General features: G+C 71.3%; 19 protein-coding genes. 11 read left to right on the plus strand and 8 right to left on the minus strand.

Translation table 11 applies throughout. The annotated features are described in order from the left end of the window. Positions 1 to 14 precede the first annotated feature (14 nt). Complete coding sequence (gene xdhA / locus ELI80_RS14140) at positions 15 to 1,526, minus strand: xanthine dehydrogenase small subunit (RefSeq protein ID WP_236641511.1); 1,512 nt, start codon at positions 1,524 to 1,526, stop codon at positions 15 to 17. Between the two features lie 106 nt (positions 1,527 to 1,632). Between xdhA and ELI80_RS14145 the strand changes: the two genes are divergently transcribed. Next, a complete protein-coding gene (locus tag ELI80_RS14145; RefSeq protein ID WP_136652692.1) occupies positions 1,633 to 2,526 on the plus strand; it encodes a LysR family transcriptional regulator in 894 nt (297 codons plus the stop codon). Here ELI80_RS14145 and ELI80_RS14150 read toward each other — a convergent pair. Together ELI80_RS14150 and uraH are read right to left on the minus strand one after the other, a co-directional pair. After that, the gene (locus ELI80_RS14150) at positions 2,523 to 3,761 is read right to left on the minus strand and encodes a urate hydroxylase PuuD (protein ID WP_438943077.1); all 1,239 of its coding nucleotides are present in this window, start codon (positions 3,759 to 3,761) and stop codon (positions 2,523 to 2,525) included. The two genes, ELI80_RS14145 and ELI80_RS14150, sit on opposite strands and share 4 nt — an antisense overlap. Further along, positions 3,761 to 4,114: a hydroxyisourate hydrolase gene (gene uraH / locus ELI80_RS14155; RefSeq protein ID WP_136652694.1), complete on the minus strand. Its 354-nt coding sequence runs from the start codon at positions 4,112 to 4,114 to the stop codon at positions 3,761 to 3,763. Before uraH ends, ELI80_RS14150 begins: the two co-directional genes overlap by 1 nt. A 166-nt stretch (positions 4,115 to 4,280) precedes the next feature. On the opposite strand from uraH, the gene ELI80_RS14160 reads away from it, so the two are divergent. Beyond that, positions 4,281 to 4,766, plus strand: coding sequence for an ureidoglycolate lyase (locus ELI80_RS14160; protein WP_236641512.1), 486 nt, complete (start codon positions 4,281 to 4,283; stop codon positions 4,764 to 4,766). On the opposite strand, the gene ELI80_RS14165 is transcribed toward ELI80_RS14160, so the two are convergent. Both ELI80_RS14165 and ELI80_RS14170 read right to left on the minus strand, forming a co-directional pair. Then, a complete protein-coding gene (locus ELI80_RS14165; RefSeq protein WP_136652696.1) occupies positions 4,763 to 6,109 on the minus strand; it encodes an 8-oxoguanine deaminase in 1,347 nt (448 codons plus the stop codon). The two genes, ELI80_RS14160 and ELI80_RS14165, sit on opposite strands and share 4 nt — an antisense overlap. Position 6,110: 1 nt before the next feature. Beyond that, entirely contained in the window at positions 6,111 to 7,625 is a 1,515-nt protein-coding gene (locus tag ELI80_RS14170; protein ID WP_136652697.1) for a nucleobase:cation symporter-2 family protein, read from the minus strand. A 157-nt stretch (positions 7,626 to 7,782) separates the two neighbouring features. Between ELI80_RS14170 and ELI80_RS14175 the strand changes: the two genes are divergently transcribed. The 5 genes from ELI80_RS14175 (at position 7,783) to ELI80_RS14195 (ending at position 11,749) form a co-directional block, all read left to right on the plus strand. Then, positions 7,783 to 8,010: a hypothetical protein gene (locus tag ELI80_RS14175; protein ID WP_136652698.1), complete on the plus strand. Its 228-nt coding sequence runs from the start codon at positions 7,783 to 7,785 to the stop codon at positions 8,008 to 8,010. A 55-nt stretch (positions 8,011 to 8,065) separates the two neighbouring features. Next, positions 8,066 to 9,652, plus strand: coding sequence for a bifunctional phosphoribosylaminoimidazolecarboxamide formyltransferase/IMP cyclohydrolase (purH, locus tag ELI80_RS14180; protein ID WP_136652699.1), 1,587 nt, complete (start codon positions 8,066 to 8,068; stop codon positions 9,650 to 9,652). Between the two features lie 14 nt (positions 9,653 to 9,666). Further along, positions 9,667 to 10,452 (plus strand): signal peptidase II, encoded by a 786-nt coding sequence (lspA, locus tag ELI80_RS14185; RefSeq protein WP_136652700.1) that lies wholly within the window; start codon positions 9,667 to 9,669, stop codon positions 10,450 to 10,452. A 29-nt stretch (positions 10,453 to 10,481) separates the two neighbouring features. After that, on the plus strand, positions 10,482 to 10,994 hold the full coding sequence (locus ELI80_RS14190; RefSeq protein WP_136652701.1) for a DUF3035 domain-containing protein: 513 nt from the start codon (positions 10,482 to 10,484) through the stop codon (positions 10,992 to 10,994). 158 nt (positions 10,995 to 11,152) lie between these two features. After that, entirely contained in the window at positions 11,153 to 11,749 is a 597-nt protein-coding gene (locus tag ELI80_RS14195; RefSeq protein ID WP_136652702.1) for a queuosine precursor transporter, read from the plus strand. A gap of 321 nt (positions 11,750 to 12,070) precedes the next feature. On the opposite strand, the gene ELI80_RS14200 is transcribed toward ELI80_RS14195, so the two are convergent. After that, on the minus strand, positions 12,071 to 13,255 hold the full coding sequence (locus ELI80_RS14200; protein WP_136652703.1) for an acetyl-CoA C-acyltransferase family protein: 1,185 nt from the start codon (positions 13,253 to 13,255) through the stop codon (positions 12,071 to 12,073). A gap of 246 nt (positions 13,256 to 13,501) precedes the next feature. Here ELI80_RS14200 and ELI80_RS14205 point away from each other — a divergent pair, with 246 nt between their 5' ends. Then, positions 13,502 to 14,083 (plus strand): transglycosylase SLT domain-containing protein, encoded by a 582-nt coding sequence (locus tag ELI80_RS14205; protein ID WP_136652704.1) that lies wholly within the window; start codon positions 13,502 to 13,504, stop codon positions 14,081 to 14,083. A gap of 60 nt (positions 14,084 to 14,143) precedes the next feature. Here ELI80_RS14205 and ELI80_RS14210 read toward each other — a convergent pair whose 3' ends face one another. Both ELI80_RS14210 and ELI80_RS14215 read right to left on the minus strand, forming a co-directional pair. Beyond that, positions 14,144 to 14,716 (minus strand): LolA family protein, encoded by a 573-nt coding sequence (locus tag ELI80_RS14210; protein ID WP_136652705.1) that lies wholly within the window; start codon positions 14,714 to 14,716, stop codon positions 14,144 to 14,146. A gap of 113 nt (positions 14,717 to 14,829) precedes the next feature. Beyond that, positions 14,830 to 16,053, minus strand: a complete 1,224-nt coding sequence (locus ELI80_RS14215; protein ID WP_136652706.1) for an FAD-dependent monooxygenase — start codon at positions 16,051 to 16,053, stop codon at positions 14,830 to 14,832. A gap of 161 nt (positions 16,054 to 16,214) precedes the next feature. Between ELI80_RS14215 and ELI80_RS14220 the strand changes: the two genes are divergently transcribed. From ELI80_RS14220 to ELI80_RS14230, 3 genes are all read left to right on the plus strand, one after another. Next, entirely contained in the window at positions 16,215 to 17,552 is a 1,338-nt protein-coding gene (locus ELI80_RS14220) for an amidase (RefSeq protein WP_136652707.1), read from the plus strand. A gap of 114 nt (positions 17,553 to 17,666) precedes the next feature. Beyond that, positions 17,667 to 18,854 (plus strand): aminotransferase class I/II-fold pyridoxal phosphate-dependent enzyme, encoded by a 1,188-nt coding sequence (locus ELI80_RS14225; protein WP_136652708.1) that lies wholly within the window; start codon positions 17,667 to 17,669, stop codon positions 18,852 to 18,854. A 3-nt stretch (positions 18,855 to 18,857) separates the two neighbouring features. After that, the coding region (locus tag ELI80_RS14230; protein WP_201740652.1) for a DNA translocase FtsK 4TM domain-containing protein at positions 18,858 to 19,574 on the plus strand (717 nt) is incomplete at its 3' end.

The following is a 19,574-nucleotide window of genomic DNA, read 5'->3' on the forward strand; positions in this document are numbered from 1 at the left end:
TCATTTCCCCCGGCTCATTCCGCCACGGCGCGTTGCAGGCGCACCGGCATCCCCGACGCCGCTGCCGCACCCGATTGTTCCAGCCAGAAGCGCCGGAAGAAGTTGCCCGCGACCGCCCGGCGATAGTCGGCAGAGGCGCGCCAGTCGCTCAGCGGGGTGAAATCGCCCGCCACGGCGCGGGCGGCGGCCTCGAACGTCTCGGCGGCGAAGGGCCGGCCGTTGAGCGCGGCCTCGGCCGCAGGGGCGCGCCTGGGCGTGCCCGCCATGCCGCCGAAGGCGACGCGCGCGTCGGTGATGATCCCGTCCTCGACCAGCACCCGGAACCCGGCGGCGACCGCCGAGATGTCGGCGTTCGCGCGTTTCGACACCTTGTAGGCGGCGACCAGCGCCGCGCCCTTGCGGGGGATCACGATGGTCTCGATGAACTCGCCCGGCGCGCGGTCCTGCTTGCCGTAGTCGATGAAGAAGTCCTCGAGCGCGATCTCGCGCCGCGCGTCTCCCTTGCGCAGCGCGATGCGCGCGCCGAGCGCGATCAGCAGGGGCGGCATCTCGCCGATGGGCGAGCCGTTGGCGATGTTGCCGCCCAGCGTGCCCGCGTTGCGGATCTGCCAGCCGCCGATGCGCAGGACGTAGTCCTCGACCTCGGGGAAGTGGTCGGCGAGCACGGGGACGAACTCGGAATAGGTGACGCCCGCGCCGATGCGGATGGCGTCGTCCGCCACCGCCACGTCCTTCATCAGGTGGCCGACGAAGACGCCCGGGCTGATGGGACGCAGGAACTTCGTGACCCACAGCCCCACGTCGGTCGCCCCCGCGACGACGGTGGCCTGAGGATGGTCGGTCAGCACGTGGGCGAGGTCGTCGCTGTCGGCCGGGACGATGGCGCGCTCGTCACCGCGCGACACGTCCGCCCGGCTGCCCGCGATCGCCTGCAGCTTCGCCGTGACCTCCGCCCGCTCCTGCATCAGCGCGTCACGCGCCTGGCCGCCTGCGTGGCCCGCGGCGAGCGCGGCCTTCACGATCGGCTCGTAGCCGGTGCAGCGGCACAGGTTCCCCTGCAGCGCGGTTTCGACCTGCACCACGGTCGGATGCTCGTGCGTCATCCACAAGCCGTAAAGCGCCATGACGAATCCCGGCGTGCAGAAGCCGCACTGGCTGCCGTGGTGGTCCACCATCGCCTGCTGCACGGGATGCAGCCCGCCGTCTTGGCCACGCAGATGCTCGATCGTGACGACGTGGCAGCCGTGGCAGGCGGCGAGAAAGCGGATGCAGGCGTTGATCGGCTCATAGACCAGCGCGCCTTGGTGCAGCCGCCCCACCAGCACGGTGCAGGCGCCGCAGTCGCCTTCGGCGCAGCCTTCCTTGGTGCCGGTGAGGCCCCGCCCCAGCCGGAGGAAGTCCAGCACCGTGTCGCCGGGCCCGGCTTCGGTCAGCGTGACCTCGGTCCGGTTCAGCAGGAAACGGATGGGCTGGCCCGGCTGCTGGCCCGAACGCTGGCCCGATTGCTGGTTCATGCTGTCGCTCATGCGAGTCGTCCCTTCGGTGGCCGTTGAGACCTAGGCAGTTCGGCGCGCTTGCCGAATGCCTTTCGATGGTGAAGAGTTTACACCTCTTTTTGAAAATGGGCGGTCAATGTCGTATCTGGACAGCTTGCGCGTCTTTGTCCGGGTGGTCGAGAAGGGCTCGATCACCGCGGGCGGGCGCGACATGCGCCTGTCGCCCGCCGGTGCGTCGAACCGGATCAAGGAGCTTGAGAACCGCTTCGGCGTCCGGCTGCTGAACCGCACCACCCGCAGCCTGACCACGACCGAGATCGGGCAGCTGCTCTACGACCGCGCCCGCGCCATCATTGAGGCGGTGGACGCGGCCGACGCGCTGGTGGCGAGCCACTCGGGGTCGCCGCAGGGGGTGATCCGGGTCGTGGCGCCGCTGGGGGTGGGGCGGCGGCTGATCGCGCCGCTGATCCCGCGCTTCTGCGAACGCTGGCCCGAGGTGCAGGTGCGGCTGCGGCTGACCGACCGCGGCGTGAACCTGATCGAGGACGCCGCCGACGTCGCCTTCTTTCTGGGCGAGCCCGAGGATTCGACCTTCGCCTGGCGCCGGATCGCGGAATGCGCGCGGGTGCTGGTGGCCTCGCCCGGCTATCTCGCCGCGCACGGCACGCCGCGGGTGCCGGACGACCTGATGGTCCACAACTGCCTGCTGCTGCGGTTTCCCCGCTCGCCCGAGTATTTCTGGGTGCTGGACACGCCCGAGGGGCGCGCGAAGCTTGCCGTGACTGGCCGGTTCGACGCGGACGCGGGCGACGTGCTGACCGCCTGGGCGCTGGACGGGGCCGGGATCGCGAACCGCCCCCGCTACGAGGTCGCGGCGCATCTGGCGGACGGCAGCCTGGTGGAGCTGCTGCCCGACACGCCGCCGGTGCCGGTCCAGTTCGGCGCGCTGCTGCCGCACCGGCAGCTGCAGGATCCCAAGGTGCGGCTGTTCGTCGATTTCGCCGTGCAGGAGCTGAAGGGCGCGCTCTAGTTCGCCGCAACCCGCGCCCCGGCGACCGAGCGGAACCAGTCGCGCAGGACTGCGCGCTCCTCGGGCTCGATGTAGCTGACGTTGGCAGGGGGCATCGCGTCGGTCAGCCCGGCCTGAAGGTAGATGTCGCGGGCCGCGCGGGCGATCTGGGCGTCTGTTTCCAGCGCCACGCCGCGCGGGGCGGTGGCGATGCCGGGCCAGCCCGGCTCGGCCGCGTGGCACATGGAACAGCGGCTGAACACCACGTCGCGCACCTGCTCGAAATGCGGGTCGGCGACGAACGCCTGCTCGCGCGCGCCGAGGCGCGTTTCCTCGTCGGGAAGCGCCTGCGTGCCCAGCGTCGAAAGCCAGACCACCCCGGCGAACAGCAGCGCCGTCACCGCCCAGGTCCACCACGGCCATTTCCGTCGCGCATGCTTGGTGTTGAAGAAGTGCCGGATCGTCACGCCCATCAGGAACACCAGCGCCGCGATCAGCCAGTTGTAGCGGCTCGCGAACGCCAGCGGGTAGTGGTTCGACAGCATCAGGAACACGACCGGCAGCGTCAGGTAGTTGTTGTGCGTGCTGCGCAGCTTGGCGATCTTGCCGTATTTCGGGTTCGGCTTGCGGCCCGACTTCAGGTCCCGCACCACGATCCGCTGGTTCGGCATGATGATGAAGAACACGTTCGCCGTCATGATCGTGGCGGTGAACGCGCCCAGATGCAGCAGCGCCGCGCGGCCCGTGAACACCTGGTCATAGCCCCACGCCATCACCACCAGCAGGACGAACAGCAGGAGCATGAGCGCGATGGGACGCTCGGCCAGCTCGCTCTTGCACAGGCGGTCGTAGATCATCCAGCCGATGCTGAGCGACGCGGCCGAGATCAGGATCGCGGTCCAGACCGACAGCTCCATCTTCGCGGGGTCGATCAGGAACAGCTCGGCCTGCGCCCAGTAGACCACCATCAGCAGCGCCGCGCCGCTGAGCCAGGTGGCGTAGCTTTCCCATTTGAACCAGGTCAGGTGCTCGGGCATCCGCTCGGGCGCGACGAGGTACTTGGTGATGTGGTAGAAGCCGCCGCCGTGGACCTGCCATTCCTCGCCGTGCGCCCCCTGCGGCAGGCCCGGCGCGCGCTGCAGCCCGAGGTCCAGCGCGATGAAGTAGAACGACGATCCGATCCACGCGATCGCCGTGACGACGTGAAGCCAGCGGATCGCGAACGAGGCCCAGTCGTGCAGGATGACGTAATCCATCAGCTTCCCCGATAGGTAGAATAGCCGTAGGGCGAAACCAGCAGCGGCACGTGGTAGTGATCGTCCGCGGCCATCCCGAAGCGGATCGGCACCTCGTCGAGGAACCGGGGCGCGGCGCCCCCGGTCCCCTGCGCGTCCAGCCAGTCGCCCACGTGGAACACCAGCTCATAGCGGCCGGTGGCGAAGCGCCCCTCGGGCAGGATCGGGCCGTCGGTGCGGCCGTCGGAGTTGGTGGTGACCTGCGCCAGTTCGCGCCGCGTCCCGCCGTCCAGCGCCCACAGCGTGATCCGCATGCCGGCGGCCGGGCGCCCCTCTGCGGTGTCCAGCACGTGCGTGGTGAGATAGCCTGCCATGCGTTCCCTTTCCGGTCCTTGCCCGCGTTGTCCTGGCGTTCGATGTTGTGTCTGCGTCATCCATAGCGCACAGCTGCGAACCTCGCACAGGGTGCAGCGACGCACACTGTTTATAGTTTCGCGAAAGACTGGCACCGGCCGCGGTGCCGGAAGGAAGGAGTTGCCCGTGACCCGCAGGATCGTCGCCCGCCCGCTGACCGCAGCCGCATTCGCGCCCTTCGGGCAGGTGATCGAGGCGGCGGGCGCGCCCGACCGGATCATCAACGCAGGCCGCTGCGGCCGCTTCCACGACCGCGGCACGCCGGATGTCGAGGGGCGGACCGGGATCTCGGTCTTCAGGTCGGAATCGGTCGAGCTGCCCTACAGCTTCGAGCTGGTGGAACGGCATCCGCTGGGCAGCCAGGCGTTCCTGCCGATGGCGCTGGCGCCGTTCCTCGTCGTGGTGGCGCCGGATGCGGGCGGGCGTCCGGGGGCGCCGCTGGCGTTCGTGACCGCGCCGGGGCAGGGCATCAACATCGGCCGAAACGTCTGGCACGGGGTTCTGACGCCTCTGGCCGATCCGGGCCTGTTCGCGGTGGTGGACCGCTGCGACGACGGGCCGAACCTCGAGGAGTATTTGTACGACGAGCCGTGGGTTGTGGTGGCGGGCTAGCCGCCGTCCATGACCCGCCGCACGGCGCGGTTCGCATCCAGCGCAATCGCGGCCGCGTCGAAGGTCGCGAGGCGGTGGTCCTCGACCACGGCGCGGCCCTCGACATAGACCGCGCGGGGCCGGATCGGCGCGCCGAAGACCAGCGCGGCGACCGGGTCCCAGTGCCCGGCGGCGGCGATGTCGCCCAGGTCCCACAGCACGAGGTCCGCGCGCATCCCCGGCGCAAGCTGGCCGATGTCGACGCGCCCGAGGACGCGCGCGCCGCCTCGGGTCGCGATTTCCAGCGCCTCGCGCGCGCCCATCGCGGAAGGCCCGTCGCGAAGGCGCGCGACCAGCATCGCCTGCCGCGCCTCGAGACCGAGATGGCTGCTGTCGTTGGACGCCGACCCGTCGACGCCAAGGCCCACCGGCACGCCCGCGTCGCGCATCGCCCGCACCGGGGCGATGCCGCTGGCGAGGCGGGCGTTGGAACAGGGGCAGTGCGCGACGCCGGTGCCGGTGCGGGCGAACAGCGCGATCTCCTCGGGCGACAGCTTCACGCAATGGGCGTGCCACACGTCGTCGCCGGTCCAGCCGACGCTTTCGGCATAGTCGCCCGGCGTCAGGCCGAACATGCGGCGGGAATAGTCCACGTCCTCGGCGTTCTCGGCCAGATGGGTGTGCAGCCGCACCCCCTTTACCCGGGCGAGGATCGCGGCGTCCCGCATCAGCTCGCGGCTGACCGAGAAGGGCGAGCAGGGGGCGAGCGCCACCTGCACCATCGCGCCGGGGTTCGGGTCGTGGAAGGCGGACACCACGCGGTCGCAGTCGCGCAGGATCGCGTCCTCGTCCTCGACCAGCGCGTCGGGCGGAAGGCCGCCCTTGCTTTCGCCGATCGACATGGACCCGCGCGTCGCGGTGAAGCGGATGCCGATGTCGGCCGCGGCCTCGATGCTGTCGTCGAGCCGCGCGCCGTTCGGGAACAGGTACAGGTGGTCCGACGAACAGGTGCAGCCCGACAGCGCCAGTTCCGCCAGCCCCAGCCGCGCCGACGCGCGGATGTCGCCCGGGCCCATCCGCGCCCAGATCGGGTAAAGCGTCCTGAGCCACCCGAACAGGGCGGCGTCCTGCGCCGCGGGCACGGCGCGGGTCAGGGTCTGGAACAGGTGGTGGTGCGTGTTGACGAGGCCGGGGGTGACGACGCAGCCCCCGGCCTCGACGACGCGCGCCCCTTCGCGCGGAAGGTCGGTCCCCACCGCGGCGACCACGCCGCCGTCGACGAGGACGTCGCCGCCCGCGATCTCGCGCCGGCTGTCGTCCATCGTGACGACAGCCAGCGCGCCCCGGATCAGGGTGCGCGCCACGTCAGTGCGTGTCGGCGGCGTGCCCGGCGCGGCGGATGTCCGCCTCGTCCGCGCGCGGCGCGCCGTTGTAGAACCAGTTCAGCAGCACCGCCGCGATCGCCGCCAGCAGGATCCCCGAGTGCAGGAGCGAATCCAGCGACTTCGGCATCCACTGCCCGAAGTTCGGCGCGGCCATGGGGATCATCCCCAGCCCCACCGAGATCGCGACGATGAACATGTTGTGCCGGTTGCCCTTGAAATCGACGTTGGACAGGATGCGGATGCCGGTCGCGGCGACGGTCCCGAACATCACCAGCCCCGCGCCCCCCAGCACCATCGTCGGCAGCGATTCCACCAGCGCCCCCATCTTGGGGATCAGCCCCAGCGCGATCATGATCGCCCCGCCCGCCACGCAGACGAAGCGCGAGCGAACGCCCGTGACGCCGACCAGCCCCACGTTCTGCGAGAACGAGGTATAGGGGAAGGTGTTGAAGATCCCGCCGATCGCGGTGCCGAGGCCGTCCGCGCGCAGGCCCGCCGACAGCCCCTCGGGCGTGACGCGGCGGTCGCAGATGTCGCCGAGGGCGAGGAACATGCCGGTGGATTCGATCATCGTCACGAACATGACCAGCACCATGGTCAGGATCATGACGGGATCGAACATCGGCGCGCCGAAGTGGAACGGCACGATCGGCGCGAACCACGGCGCGGCGGCCACGGCGTCGAAGTTCATCTTGCCCAGCACCAGCGCCAGCAGCCCGCCCGCGACGATCCCGAGAAGGACGGCGATGTTGGCCAGGAAGCCGCGCGCATAGCGCGAGATCAGCAGGATGATCGCCAGCACCGTCAGCGCCACCGCGATGTTGCCCGGCGCGGCATAGGCAGGGTTGCGGACCGACGGGGCCAGCGTCACGCCCTCGGGGACGCCGCCTGCGGCGCGCGCGGCCTCGAGCCAGGCGGCCTGCGCGGGGTCGATGATCTGCGGCGCGGTCGGGCCGACGGGCAGGCCGAAGATCCAGTTGATCCCGACCGGCATCAGGCTGATCCCGATGACGAGGATCACCGTGCCGGTGACGACGCTCGGGAAGAACCGGAGGAGACGGCTGACCAGCGGGGCGAGGAAGATCGCGATGATGCCCGCCGCGATGATTGCGCCGAACAGCATCCGCGCGCCCTCGGACCCCGGGTGGGAGTTCGCGATGGCGACCATCGGCCCCACGGCGGCGAAGGTCACGCCCATCATCACCGGAAGCCGGATCCCGAAGTACTGCGTGGCGCCGAGGCTCTGGATGATCGACACGATCCCGCAGACGAACAGGTCGGCCGAGATCAGGAACGCGACGTCGTGCGGTTCCAGCCCCAGCGCGCGACCGACGATCAGCGGCACCGCGATCGCGCCCGCATACATGACCAGCACGTGCTGGAACCCCAGCGTGAGCAGCCGCGGCATCGGCAGGATCTCGTCGACGGGGTGGACGCCCGTCCCCCCGGACCTGCCCGGCGGCTGGCCGAAGCGCGGCTCTGTTGCGTGGGTCATCTGCGGCATTCTCCCCCTCAAGCCCGGTTCGGCGGGGTGGCTTCCCGCGTCCGGCGTTCGTTCAGTCCGGCGCCGGTCGGCCTGTTCGCGGCCGTCCCGGGATGTCGCCGGCAGGGCGATGATCCTCGCACATGCGGGGCGTCACAAGATCGAAACCGTGAAAGCTGTGTTCGCGCGCAGGCGGGGTCGCGCGGCACTCCCGGCCGTCCGCACCGGGGCCGACCTGCCGGGCCGGATCGTGCGCCGCCGGGACCTGGCCGAGTTCGGGGCCGTCGTGCATGACCGCCTGCCGGCCGACCCGCTCGCCTGTCAGGTCGCACCCGACGCGCTGCTTCGCACCGTAAAGGGCCGGCCCGCGCTGGACCTTCGCCCCGACCGGCGATAGGGGACGGCATCGCCGTTCAAGACAGGGGACGGCACAGCCGTCCAGGGGGCCCCGCATGACCCGCGCCATCTCGCTTCGCCGCGCGCTGATTTCCGTTTCCGACAAGTCCGGCCTGATCGACTTCGCGCGCGCTCTGGCGGGCCGGGGGGTCGAGCTTCTGTCCACCGGCGGCACCGCGAAGGCGCTGCGGCAGGCGGGGCTGGCCGTGCGCGACGTGGCCGACCTGACGGGCTTTCCCGAAATGATGGACGGCCGCGTGAAGACGCTGCACCCGGCGGTCCACGGCGGCCTGCTGGCGCTGCGCGACGACGCGGGGCACGTCGCATCCATGAAGGAACACGGGATCGAGCCGATCGACCTGCTGGTCGTGAACCTGTACCCGTTCGAGGCGACGGTCGCGAAGGGCGCCCCCTACGACGAGTGCGTCGAGAACATCGACATCGGCGGCCCGGCGATGATCCGCGCGGCGGCGAAGAACCACGCCCACGTCGCCACCATCGTGGACGTGGACGACTATGCCGCGCTTCTGGCCGAACTCGACGCGAACGGCGGCGCAACGACCGAAGCCTTCCGGCAAAGGATGGCGCAGGCGGCCTATGCCCGGACCGCGGCCTATGATGCGGCCGTGTCGACATGGATGGCCGGCGCGATCGGCGCCGACACCCCGCGCCGGCGCGCCTTTGCGGGGTCGCTTGCCCAACCGCTGCGCTACGGCGAGAACCCGCACCAGCAGGCCGCGTTCTACACCGACGGCTCGAACCGCCCCGGCGTCGCCACCGCGCGCCAGTGGCAGGGGAAGGAGCTGTCCTACAACAACATCAACGACACCGACGCCGCGTTCGAACTCGCGGCGGAGTTCCCCGGCGACACCCCCGCCGTCGCGATCATCAAGCACGCGAACCCCTGCGGCGTGGCGCAGGCGGACACGCTGGAACAGGCCTACCGCCGCGCCTTCGACTGCGACCGCACCTCTGCCTTCGGCGGCATCGTCGCGCTGAACGGCACGCTGGACGAGGCGACCGCCCGCGCCATTGCCGAGATCTTCACCGAGGTCGTGATCGCCCCCGACGCGACCGACGCCGCGCGCGCGGTGTTCGCCGCCAGGAAGAACCTGCGCCTGCTGACGACGGGCGGGATGCCCGACCCCCGCGCGGGCGGGCTGACGTTCCGGCAGGTGGCGGGCGGGTTCCTCGTGCAGGGCCGCGACAACGGCCATGTCGGGCGCGAGGACCTGCGCGTCGTCACGCAGCGCCAGCCCTCCGAGGCAGAGCTTTCCGACCTCATGTTCGCGTGGACCGTCGCCAAGCACGTCAAGTCGAACGCCATCGTGTACGCCAGGGACGGCGCGACCGTGGGCATCGGCGCGGGCCAGATGAGCCGCGTCGACAGCACCCGCATCGGCCGCCGCAAGTCCGAGGACATGGCGCAGGCGCTGGGCCTTTCCGCGCCGCTCAGCGAAGGCGCGGCCGTCGCGTCGGACGCGTTCTTCCCCTTTGCCGACGGGATCGAGGCGCTGGCCGAGGCGGGCGCCCGCGCCGTCATCCAGCCCGGCGGGTCGATGCGCGACGCCGAGGTGATCGCGGCCGCCGACCGGCTCGGCCTTGCGATGGTCTTCACCGGCCAGCGCCATTTCCGCCACTGACGGGGCGATCGCCGATGACCGACGATCCCGATATCGGGCCCGCGACGCCGGACGCGCCGCAGCCGGAAAGGCCCGACCCGAAGCCGGAAAAACCCGCGCCGAAGCCGAGAAAGCCGCGCGCGACGCCGGCGGTCAGGAAGCCGGCGTCGGGCGCCCGTCTCGGCCCCGCTGCGCCGAAGACCGCCGCCACCCCGAAAAGGCGCGCGGCGGGCGTGGTGCCGGAACCTGCCCGCCGCAGCCTGCGGCTGGCGCTGGTCACGGCGCTGCTGATCGTGGCGGTGGACCAGGCCGTCAAGTACGTCGTCGTCCACGCGCTCAATCTGAAAGAGATCCAGGAGATCACCGTCTGGGAGCCGTGGCTGAACCTGCGGATGGCCTGGAACCAGGGCGTGAACTTCGGCCTGTTCAGCTCGGACGTCGAGGTGATGCGCTGGGTGCTGGTCGCGGTGGCGCTTGCCGTCTGCGTCTGGATCGGCGTCTGGCTGTGGCGCACGCGGCCCGGGCGCATGGCGCAGCTGGCGGCGGGGCTGCTGGTCGGGGGCGCGCTGGGGAACGTCATCGACCGCGTGGCCTACGGCGCCGTGGCGGACTTCCTCAACATGTCGCTGCCGGGCTGGCGCAACCCCTACAGCTTCAACGTGGCCGACATCGCGATCTTCGCGGGCGCGATCGGGCTGGTGTTCCTGCCCGCGCGCGAAACCGCGCCGGCCGAGTCGCAGGCAGCCGGCCGCGGCGACAGGACCCGTGGCGACAGGACCCGTGACGACAAGACCCGTGACGGGCGCGGCAAGACGCGCTAAGACGGCGCGACGTTTTTGCGGAGTGTGAGATGCGCGCGATCGTGCTGGGCCTTTCCGTTGCCATGCTGGCGGCTTGCGGCGACAACACCGCGCTTCGCAGCCCCAAGTCCGGCAGCGAGGGACCGGACGAATTCGCGATCGTCCCCACCCGCGCGCTGCAGATGCCGCCCGATCTGGCCCAGCTGCCCGCGCCGACGCCGGGCGGGGCGAACCTGACCGACCCGAACCCGATGGGCGACGCGGTCGCGGCGTTGGGCGGCAACCCCGCGCAGCTGGCGCAGCGCGGGATCGGCGCGGCCGACGGGGCGATCGTGTCCTATGCCGGGCGCGGCGGGGTGCAGCCCGGCATCCGCCAGGTCACCGCGCAGGAGGATGCCGAGTTCCGGTCCACCCGCCGCCGCCGCCCGCTCGAGGCGCTGGCCGGCGCCGACGTCTACAACCGCGCCTACCGCAACCAGACCCTCGACAGCTGGGCGGAACTGGAACGCTGGCGCCGCGCGGGGGTGCAGACCCCGTCCGCGCCGCCGCCCGCGGCCGAGTGAGCCGCGGGCGCGCGTGACCTGCAGGCGCGGCTGACGCCCCGATTGGCTTGACATTACCGCGGCCCAGCCCGTAAGCCGCGCACGTCCCGACGGCGGCCGGATCCCGGCCGCGCCCGACGGGGCCGAGTTGTCCGCGACCTTGTAAAACGGAACTTCCGATGCGCCATCTTCTGCCCGCCATCCTGGCGATGGGCTCTGTCGTCGTTGCCTCGAACGTGCTCGTGCAGTTCAGGCTGGGCGAATTCCTGACCTGGGGGGCGCTGACCTACCCCTTCGCCTTCCTCGTCACCGACATCACCAACCGCGTCAACGGGGCCGCCGCCGCCCGCAGGGTCGTGCTGGCGGGCTTCGCCGTGGGCCTGGCCTGCTCGCTGATCGCCGCCGGGCTCGGCACGACCACGGTGCGGATCGCCGTTGCCTCGGGCGCCGCGTTCCTGTGCGCGCAGATGGTGGACGTGGCGATCTTCGAGCGGCTGCGCCACCGCGGCTGGTGGCAGGCGCCGTTCCTGTCATCGCTGGTCGGATCGGCGCTGGACACGGTCATGTTCTTCGGCATCGCCTTCGCGGCGTTCCTGCCCGTGGACATGAACACCGGCTGGGCGAACGAGGCGGTGCCGCTGCTTGGGGCCGGCCCGCTGGCGCCGGTCTGGATGTCGCTGGGGCTGGCCGACTGGCTGATCAAGGTCGCGCTCGCGGCACTTGCGCTTGTGCCCTTCCGGATCGCGATCGACAAAATATTGTCCCGGCCCGCGTGATTTTTCGTTGACAGGGCTGGCATCTGTGGCAGGCTCCACTCACGCGCAACGCAGTGAAAGGAGGTGGTCCAGTGTCGAGAGTGATGTTGGAGAGAGGTGCCGGGACAAACAGGGGGAACATCGCCTGAGGGCAGCCCCAAGGGTGTGATTCCCTGACTGGGACCGGACTCGTCCATCCCTAACCGAACCATCTCCCAGATCTCGCGGGCCGTCCCCAGGGGGCGGCCCGTTCGTTTTCGCGGCTTCGATCCTGGTGCCGCGACGCCACGGAAAAGCCCTGCCGCATCGCTGCGGCCGGGCCATGTCGTTCCGGCAGGGGGATCAGACGCGCTCGATCGCGACCGCGATGCCCTGGCCGCCGCCGATGCACATGGTGATCAGCGCCTTCGACCCGTTGATCCGGTCGAGCTCATAGAGCGCCTTCACCGTCAGGATCGCGCCGGTCGCGCCGACCGGGTGGCCCAGCGCGATGGCGCCGCCGTTCGGGTTCACCCTGGCCGGGTCCATCCCGAGCTCGTTGCCGACGGCCAGCGCCTGCGCGGCGAACGCCTCGTTCGATTCGATCACGTCGAAGTCGCCGATGGAAAGCCCGGTCTTCTCCATCAGCTGCCGCACGGCCGGGATCGGTCCGTAGCCCATGACCTCGGGGCGGACGCCCGCGACGGCGTAGCCCAGGACGCGCGCCTTCGGCGTCAGCCCCGCCGCCTGCGCGGCGTCGGCGCGCGCCAGCACGATCGCCGCGGCGCCGTCATTGATGCCGCTGGCGTTGCCGGCGGTGACGGTCCCGTTTTCCTTGCGGAAGGCGGGCTTCAGCCCGGCCAGCGCCTCGGCGCTGGTGGATTTCGGATGCTCGTCGGTGTCGAAGGACACGGTGCCCTTGCGGGTCTTGACCTCGACCGGGACGATCTGGTCCTTGAAGCGGCCTTCCTCGATCGCGCGGGCGGCGCGGGCCTGGCTTTCCAGCGCGAAGGCGTCCTGGTCCTCGCGCGAGATGCCGCTTTCGCTCGCCACGTTCTCGGCGGTGATGCCCATGTGGCCGGTGCCGAACGGGCAGGTCAGCGCGCCGACCATCATGTCGACCGCCGACTGGTCGCCCATCTTGGCGCCGTGGCGCATCGCCGGGATGATGTAGGGGGCGCGGCTCATCGATTCCGCGCCGCCCGCGACGGCGAAGTCGGCGTCGCCCAGCATCAGCGCCTGCACCGCCGACACGATCGCCTGCGCGCCGGACCCGCACAGGCGGTTGACGTTCATCGCGGGGGTGGTTTCGGGAATCCCCGCCTTCATCATCGCGACCCGCGCCAGGTACATGTCGCGCGGCTCGGTGTTCAGGACGTGGCCGAACACCACGGCCCCGATCTGCGCCGGCTGCACGCCCGCGCGTTCCATCGCGGCCGTCGCGACGGTCGCCGCGAGGTCGATGGGGGGTACGCTGGCCAGGCTTCCGCCGAAGCCGCCGATGGCGGTGCGGGCCCCGGACAGGATGACGATGTCGTTGTCGGCCATGACGGCTCCTTCTCGGATTGACGATTTCGCGTGTACATTAGACGGCGTCCTGCCCGTGTAAAAGGCCGATGACCCGGCGTCGCCGGCCGACCTTCCGGCACGGGTCCCGCGCTGCGCGGGCGTGGGCGCGGCGGGGATGATTGAGCCGGGTTCCGCCTTCTGACGCAATCATGATTTCCACGGGGTAGCGATTTCCCTACATTCGTCGGCAAAAGACGACCAAGAAAAAGAACGACGAGGCGGCAGATGAACAGGTACCTGAAACTGGGGATCATCCTTCTGGTGGCATCCTGCGGCGGGGGCGGGGGCGGCACGCCGCCGCGCAACCTCGACAACGCCTGCGCGCTGGTGCGCGAGCGCCCGGCCTACCTGCAGGCGATGCGGGCGTCGGAACGGCGCTGGGGCGTGCCGATCCACGTCCAGATGGCGGCGATCCACCAGGAATCGAAGTTCGTGGGCAACGCCCGCACTCCGCACCAGTACGCGCTGGGGATCATCCCGATCGGGCGGCAGAGCAGCGCCTTCGGCTATTCCCAGGCGCTCGACGGCACGTGGGAGGAATACCTGAAGGAAACCGGGCGCGGGCGGGCGCGGCGCGACAACATCCGCGACGCGACCGACTTCATGGGCTGGTACATGCACAACTCCACCCGCCGGCTGGGCATTCCCCCGGGCGACGCGCAGAGCCATTACCTCGCCTATCACGAAGGGCGGACGGGGTTCGCGCGGGCGTCGTACCGCCAGAAGCCGTGGCTGATGACCGTGGCCGCGAACGTGGGCGCCCGGTCCGAGGTCTATCGCCAGCAGCTCGCATCCTGCCGGCGCTGAGCCGCAGCAGGAAGGGGCCTCGCGGCCCTTTCCTTCGTGGCCCTTTCCTTCGTGGCCCCGTCAGGGCGTGGTGAAGGTCGAGGACGGGATCCGCACGCCCGTCTGCATCTCGCCCAGGATCACCGTCGTCTTCTTGCCGGCGTCGTCGGTGACGACCCACTGGCGCAGCTGGGTCGGATTTCCGGTGAACACCATCTGGATGTTGCCGTATTCCGGGTGGGCCGGGTCCTGCGCCGTCACGACGGTGGAGTTCTTGGCCTCGGAATGGCCGATGACGTTCGCGCGGCTCAGGTTCACGTTGTCGGCCAGGATGATGGACAGCGGCGTGCGCGACAGCGGATAGACCTGCGGGCCGGTGTTGGACTTGCCGTCCTTGACCGTGACCTGCCCGGCCGAGGCCACGACCAGCGTGTTGTCGCCCTTGTACTCGAACCGGACCCGGTTCGGGCGCTGGATATAGACCTTGCCGGTCCCGACCGTTCCGTCCGGGTTCACCTGCGTGAAGTCGGCCACTGCCGAGCGGATCGTGTTGAGATAACGCGACAGTTCGTTGAGGGGGATCTTCTCGGCCATCGCCGGCATGGCGAAGACGAGGGCGAAGGCGGGCGCAAGAGCGAGGGAACGAAGGTTCATGGGAAGGATCATACCGCCTTTACAAAGCGTTGCACGTCACGAAACGGGGACGGTCCGGCGTGGAACGCTCGCGTTGTCGTGACGGTTCCGGGTCAGGGATCCGAAGGGGGGCGCTACAGCGGCCGCCCCTGCAGCAGGCGCGGCATCGGGTCCATCGCCAGCCCTGCCGCCTGCCGCATGAAGGCGCGCCGCAGCGGCCCGACCGCGTTGATCGCGCCCATCCCCAGCCCCCGCGCCACCCGCAAGGCGGGGTTGGCGTTGGAAAACAGCCGGTTCACCCCGTCCATCCCCAGCCCCATCGCGGTCGCGTCGAACCGGCGCCACTGCTGGTAGCGCGACAGCACGTCCGGCGCACCGATGTCCTCGCCCCGGCGCCGCGCCTCGACCAGCACCTCGGCCAGCGCGGCGACGTCGCGCAGCCCGAGGTTCAGCCCCTGGCCCGCGATCGGGTGGACGCCGTGGGCGCTGTCGCCCGCGAGCGCCACGCGCGGGGCCGCGTAGTCGTGGGCGAGCCCCAGCGCCAGCGGATAGGTGAAGCGCGGCCCGGCCAGCGCGATCCGGCCGCGGAAGTCGCCGAAGCGGGGGCGCACGAGATCGAGGAAGCCGCCGTCGTCCAGCTCCGCGATGGCGGCGGCGCGGGCGCTGTCCTCGGACCAGACGATGGAGCTGCGGTTGCCGGTGAGCGGCAGGATCGCCAGCGGCCCCGCCGGCATGAAGAACTGGTGCGCCTCGCCGCCGTGGGGAAGCTCGTGTTCCACCGCCGCGACCAGCGCCGTCTGGGGATAGTCCCAGCCGGCGCGCCGGATCCCGGCGCGCGCGGCCACCCCCGACTGCCGCCCGTCCGCGCCGACCAGCAGCCGCGCGAAGATGCGCCGCCCGTCCGACAGCACGGCCGCGATCCCGCCGGGCACGGCCTCCTGCCCGACCACCGAGGTGCCGGGAACATGCGTCACCCGGTCCTGCATGGCGTCCAGCAGCGCGCGGTAGAGAAAGCGGTCCTCGACCATGTGGCCGACCGGGCCTTCCTCGATCTCGGCGCTGTCGAAGACCATGCCGAGCCGGTCCGCGCCTTCGCCCGGCAGCCCCTGGGTCGCCACGACCTTGCTGATCGGCTGCGCGTCGGGCGCAAGGCGCCCCCACAGTCCCAGCGCCGTCAGCAGCCGGCGCGAGGCGAGCGCCAGCGAATAGGCGCGCCCGTCGAACCCGTGCGCGGCGCGGTCGGGCGCGGGGCGGGCATCCACGACGGCGACCGAGAGCCCGGCCCCGGCGAGCGCCAGCGCCAGCGTCGGCCCGTTCAGGCCGCCCCCCGCGATGATGACGTCGTGATCGTGATCCATGCCCAGTCCCGCGCGGCTGCCCGGCGGAAAGCTTAGCCGCCGCCCGGGCCGGGGTCCATGCGGCCCGGCCCGCCGCCCTGCCGATTTTCGACCGCGATGTTGCCCGCGCGCCGGGCCGCCGCTAGCCTGCGCCGGACATCCGCACCGGCGAGGGGGACCGCATGGACTGGCTCAGATCTTCGGCGACCGAACAGGGGCGGGCGATCATGGCGGGGCTGGTCAGTCCGGTGGACCTGGCCGACGGCTATCTCGAGGCGATCGCCCGGCACCCCGATGCCGATCGCGTCTATGCCCGCACCACCCCCGACCGCGCCCGGACCGAGGCGGTGAGCGCCCACGACCGCGCCCGCGCCGGGCTGCGCCGGGGCCTTCTGGACGGGGTCTCGCTGAGCTGGAAGGACAATATCGACAGCGCGGGGACGGCGACCGAAGGCGGCACGCGGCTGCTCGAGGGGCGGGTGCCGGGCGCCGACGCGCGGCTGCTGGCGGACGCGACGGCGCAGGGGCTGGTCTGCCTCGGCAAGACCCACCTGACCGAACTGGCGTTCTCGGGCCTGGGCGTGAACCCGTCCACCGCGACGCCGCCGAACAGCCTCGACCCGGCGCTATGCCCGGGCGGGTCGTCGTCCGGCGCGGCGGTGTCGGTGGCGCTGGGGCTGGCGGCGGCGGCGATCGGGTCCGACACCGGCGGGTCGATCCGGGTGCCGGCCGCGTGGAACAACCTCGTCGGCTTCAAGCCCACCCACGGCGCCACCGCGATGGAAGGCGTGCTGCCCCTTTGCACCAGCTTCGACACCATCGGCCCGATCGCCCGCACGGTCGAGGACTGTGCCGAGATCATGGCGCTGCTGACCGGCGCGCCGCCAGCCGACCTGCGCGGCGCCGACGACGTGCGCGGCCTGCGTCTGCTGGTCCTGGGCGGGCTTCCCTATGCCGATGCGCGCGAGGCGCCGGTGCAGGCGTTCGAGGAGGCGGTCCACCACCTGTCGGGCAGGGGCGCGGTCGTCACCCACGCGACGCCCGCCGAAGGGCAGCTCGCCATGGACCTGGGCACCCCGCTGTTCGGGCCCGAGGCCTACGGCCTATGGCGCGCGCAGATCGACGTGGCGCCCGAGATGATGGGCGCGTTCACGCTGAACCGCTTCCGCGGCGGCGCGTCCATGACGGCGATGGAGTTCGTGGAACGCTGGGCCGACCTGAAGCGCGCGCGGCTCGCCTGGGCGGCGGCGGTCGCGGGCATGGACGCGGTGATCCTGCCGACCGTCGCGTCGCTGCCGCCGCCGGTCGAGAAAGTCGCGAACGACGCCGACAACTTCGTCGCCGAAAACATCCTCGCGCTTCGGAACACGCGGTTTGCCAACGTGCTGGGCCTGCCGGCGGTCACGCTGCCGACCGGGCGGCCCGCCTGCGGGATCATGCTGATGGGCGCGGCCGGGCGCGACCGCGCGCTGCTGAGGATCGCCGCGGCGGTCGAGGCGGCGCTGCGGGACCACGGGTGATTCGGCCCCCCTGCGCCCCCGAGGATGGACGCGCCCTTTGTCTGGACGCAACGGCGGAATGCCGGTAGTGTTGCCCCAAGCGGGGCGCAAATGATCCCGTAACCCGAGGCAGCAATGGCAGATCCCGAGCGGTTTTCGAACCTGCCCGAATACGCGTTTCCGCGTCTGCGCCGGCTTCTGGCCGACGCGACCCCGCCTGCGGGCGTGGACCCCGTCGTCATGACCATCGGCGAGCCGCGCCACGCGATCCCCGACTTCGTCGCGCCGACGCTGGCGCGGACGGTCGGCGAGCTTGCGAAATATCCGCCGAACGAAGGCACGCCGCAGTTCCTGGGCGCGGTGTCGGGCTGGCTGGGGACCCGCTACGGGCTCGACATCGCCACCGACCGGATCACCGCGCTCAACGGATCGCGCGAGGGGCTGTTCAACGCGGCGCTCGCGCTGTGCCCGGAACGCAAGAACGGCGGCCAGCCGGTCGTGCTGATCCCGAACCCGTTCTACCAGGTCTACGCCGTCGCCGCCGCCGCCGTCGGCGCACGCGCGGTCTTCGTGCCGGCGACTGATGCCACCGGGCACCTGCCCGACTACGCGGGCCTCGATCCCGCCGTGCTGGACGCGACCGCGATCTGCTACCTGTGCTCGCCCGCCAACCCGCAGGGATCGGTCGCCGGGCGCGACTATCTGGAAGCCCTCATCGCGCTGGCCGAAAAGCACGACTTCATCGTCTTCGCCGACGAATGCTATTCCGAGATCTGGCGCGACGCCCCGCCGCCCGGCGCGCTTCAGGCGGCCGAGGCGATGGGTCTGCCCGAGCGCGTCGTCATCTTCAACTCGCTCAGCAAGCGGTCGAACCTGCCGGGCCTGCGCGCGGGCATCGCCGCGGGATCGCGCGCCAACATCGGCCGCCTGCGGGTGCTTCGCAGCTATTCCGGCGCGCCGCTGCCGCTGCCGATGCAGCGCGTGGCCGAGGTCGCCTGGGCCGACGAGGCGCACGTGACGGCGAACCGGGCGCTCTACCAGGAAAAATACGCCATCGCCGACCGCGTGCTGGGGAACGTCCCGGGCTACAAGGGCCCGGCGGGCGGGTTCTTCCTGTGGCTGCCGGTCGATGACGGCGAGGCCGCGACGATCCGGCTGTGGCGCGAAGCGGGCGTGCAGGTGCTGCCCGGCGCGTATCTGTCGCGCGAGGTGGACGGGGTGAACCCCGGCGCGGGCTTCGTCCGGGTGGCGCTGGTGGGTCCGGCGGGCGAAACCGAAGACGCGCTGACCCGCATCCGCGACGTGCTGTACGAAAGGGGCTGAGAGATGGCGAGCTGGCAGGCCAAGCAACGCAACCCGCTGTTCGACCAGTCCACGCAGGCGGCGCTGGAACGGCGCGGCAAGGAAGTGGTGGGCGCGGCGCTCGTGGTGCTGGGCGCGCTGATCGCGCTGATGCTCCTGAGCCATTCGCCCGACGACCCGAGCTTCCAGTCCGCGACCGACGCCCCGGCGCAGAACCTGCTGGGCGGGATCGGCGCCTATGTCTCGTCGGCGCTGTTCATGATCACCGGCTACGGCAGCTACATGCTGGCGGTGGGCGCGGTCGGCTGGGGCTTGCGGCTGATGCTGCACCGGGGCGAGGACCGGCTGGTGCGCGCGGTGTTCCTGCCGATCGCGATGGTGCTTCTGTCGATCTACGCGACCTCGATCGTGCCGCCGCCGGGCTGGCGCGAAAGCTTCGGCCTGGGCGGGCATCTGGGCGACATGCTGATGGGCGCGATGCTGGGGCTGGTGCCGCTGAAGGCGTCGATCGCGATCAAGATCCTGGCGCTGCTGACGGCGGTGGCCACCGTCGCGTTCTCGGCCTTCGTGCTGGGCTTCTCGCGCGCGGAGGTGACGGCCATCGGCCGCTTCCTGCAGAACGGCCTGCGCCTCGCCCTTCACCTGTTCCTGCAGGCCGTCAGGTGGGGCGCGCGCGCCGCGGCGGGTGCCGCGCGCGCGATCCGCGGCCGGGTCGAGGCGCGCCGCGCGCGGATCGCCGGC

The organism is Paracoccus aeridis, assembly GCF_004923205.2.
Taxonomy (GTDB): domain Bacteria; phylum Pseudomonadota; class Alphaproteobacteria; order Rhodobacterales; family Rhodobacteraceae; genus Paracoccus; species Paracoccus aeridis.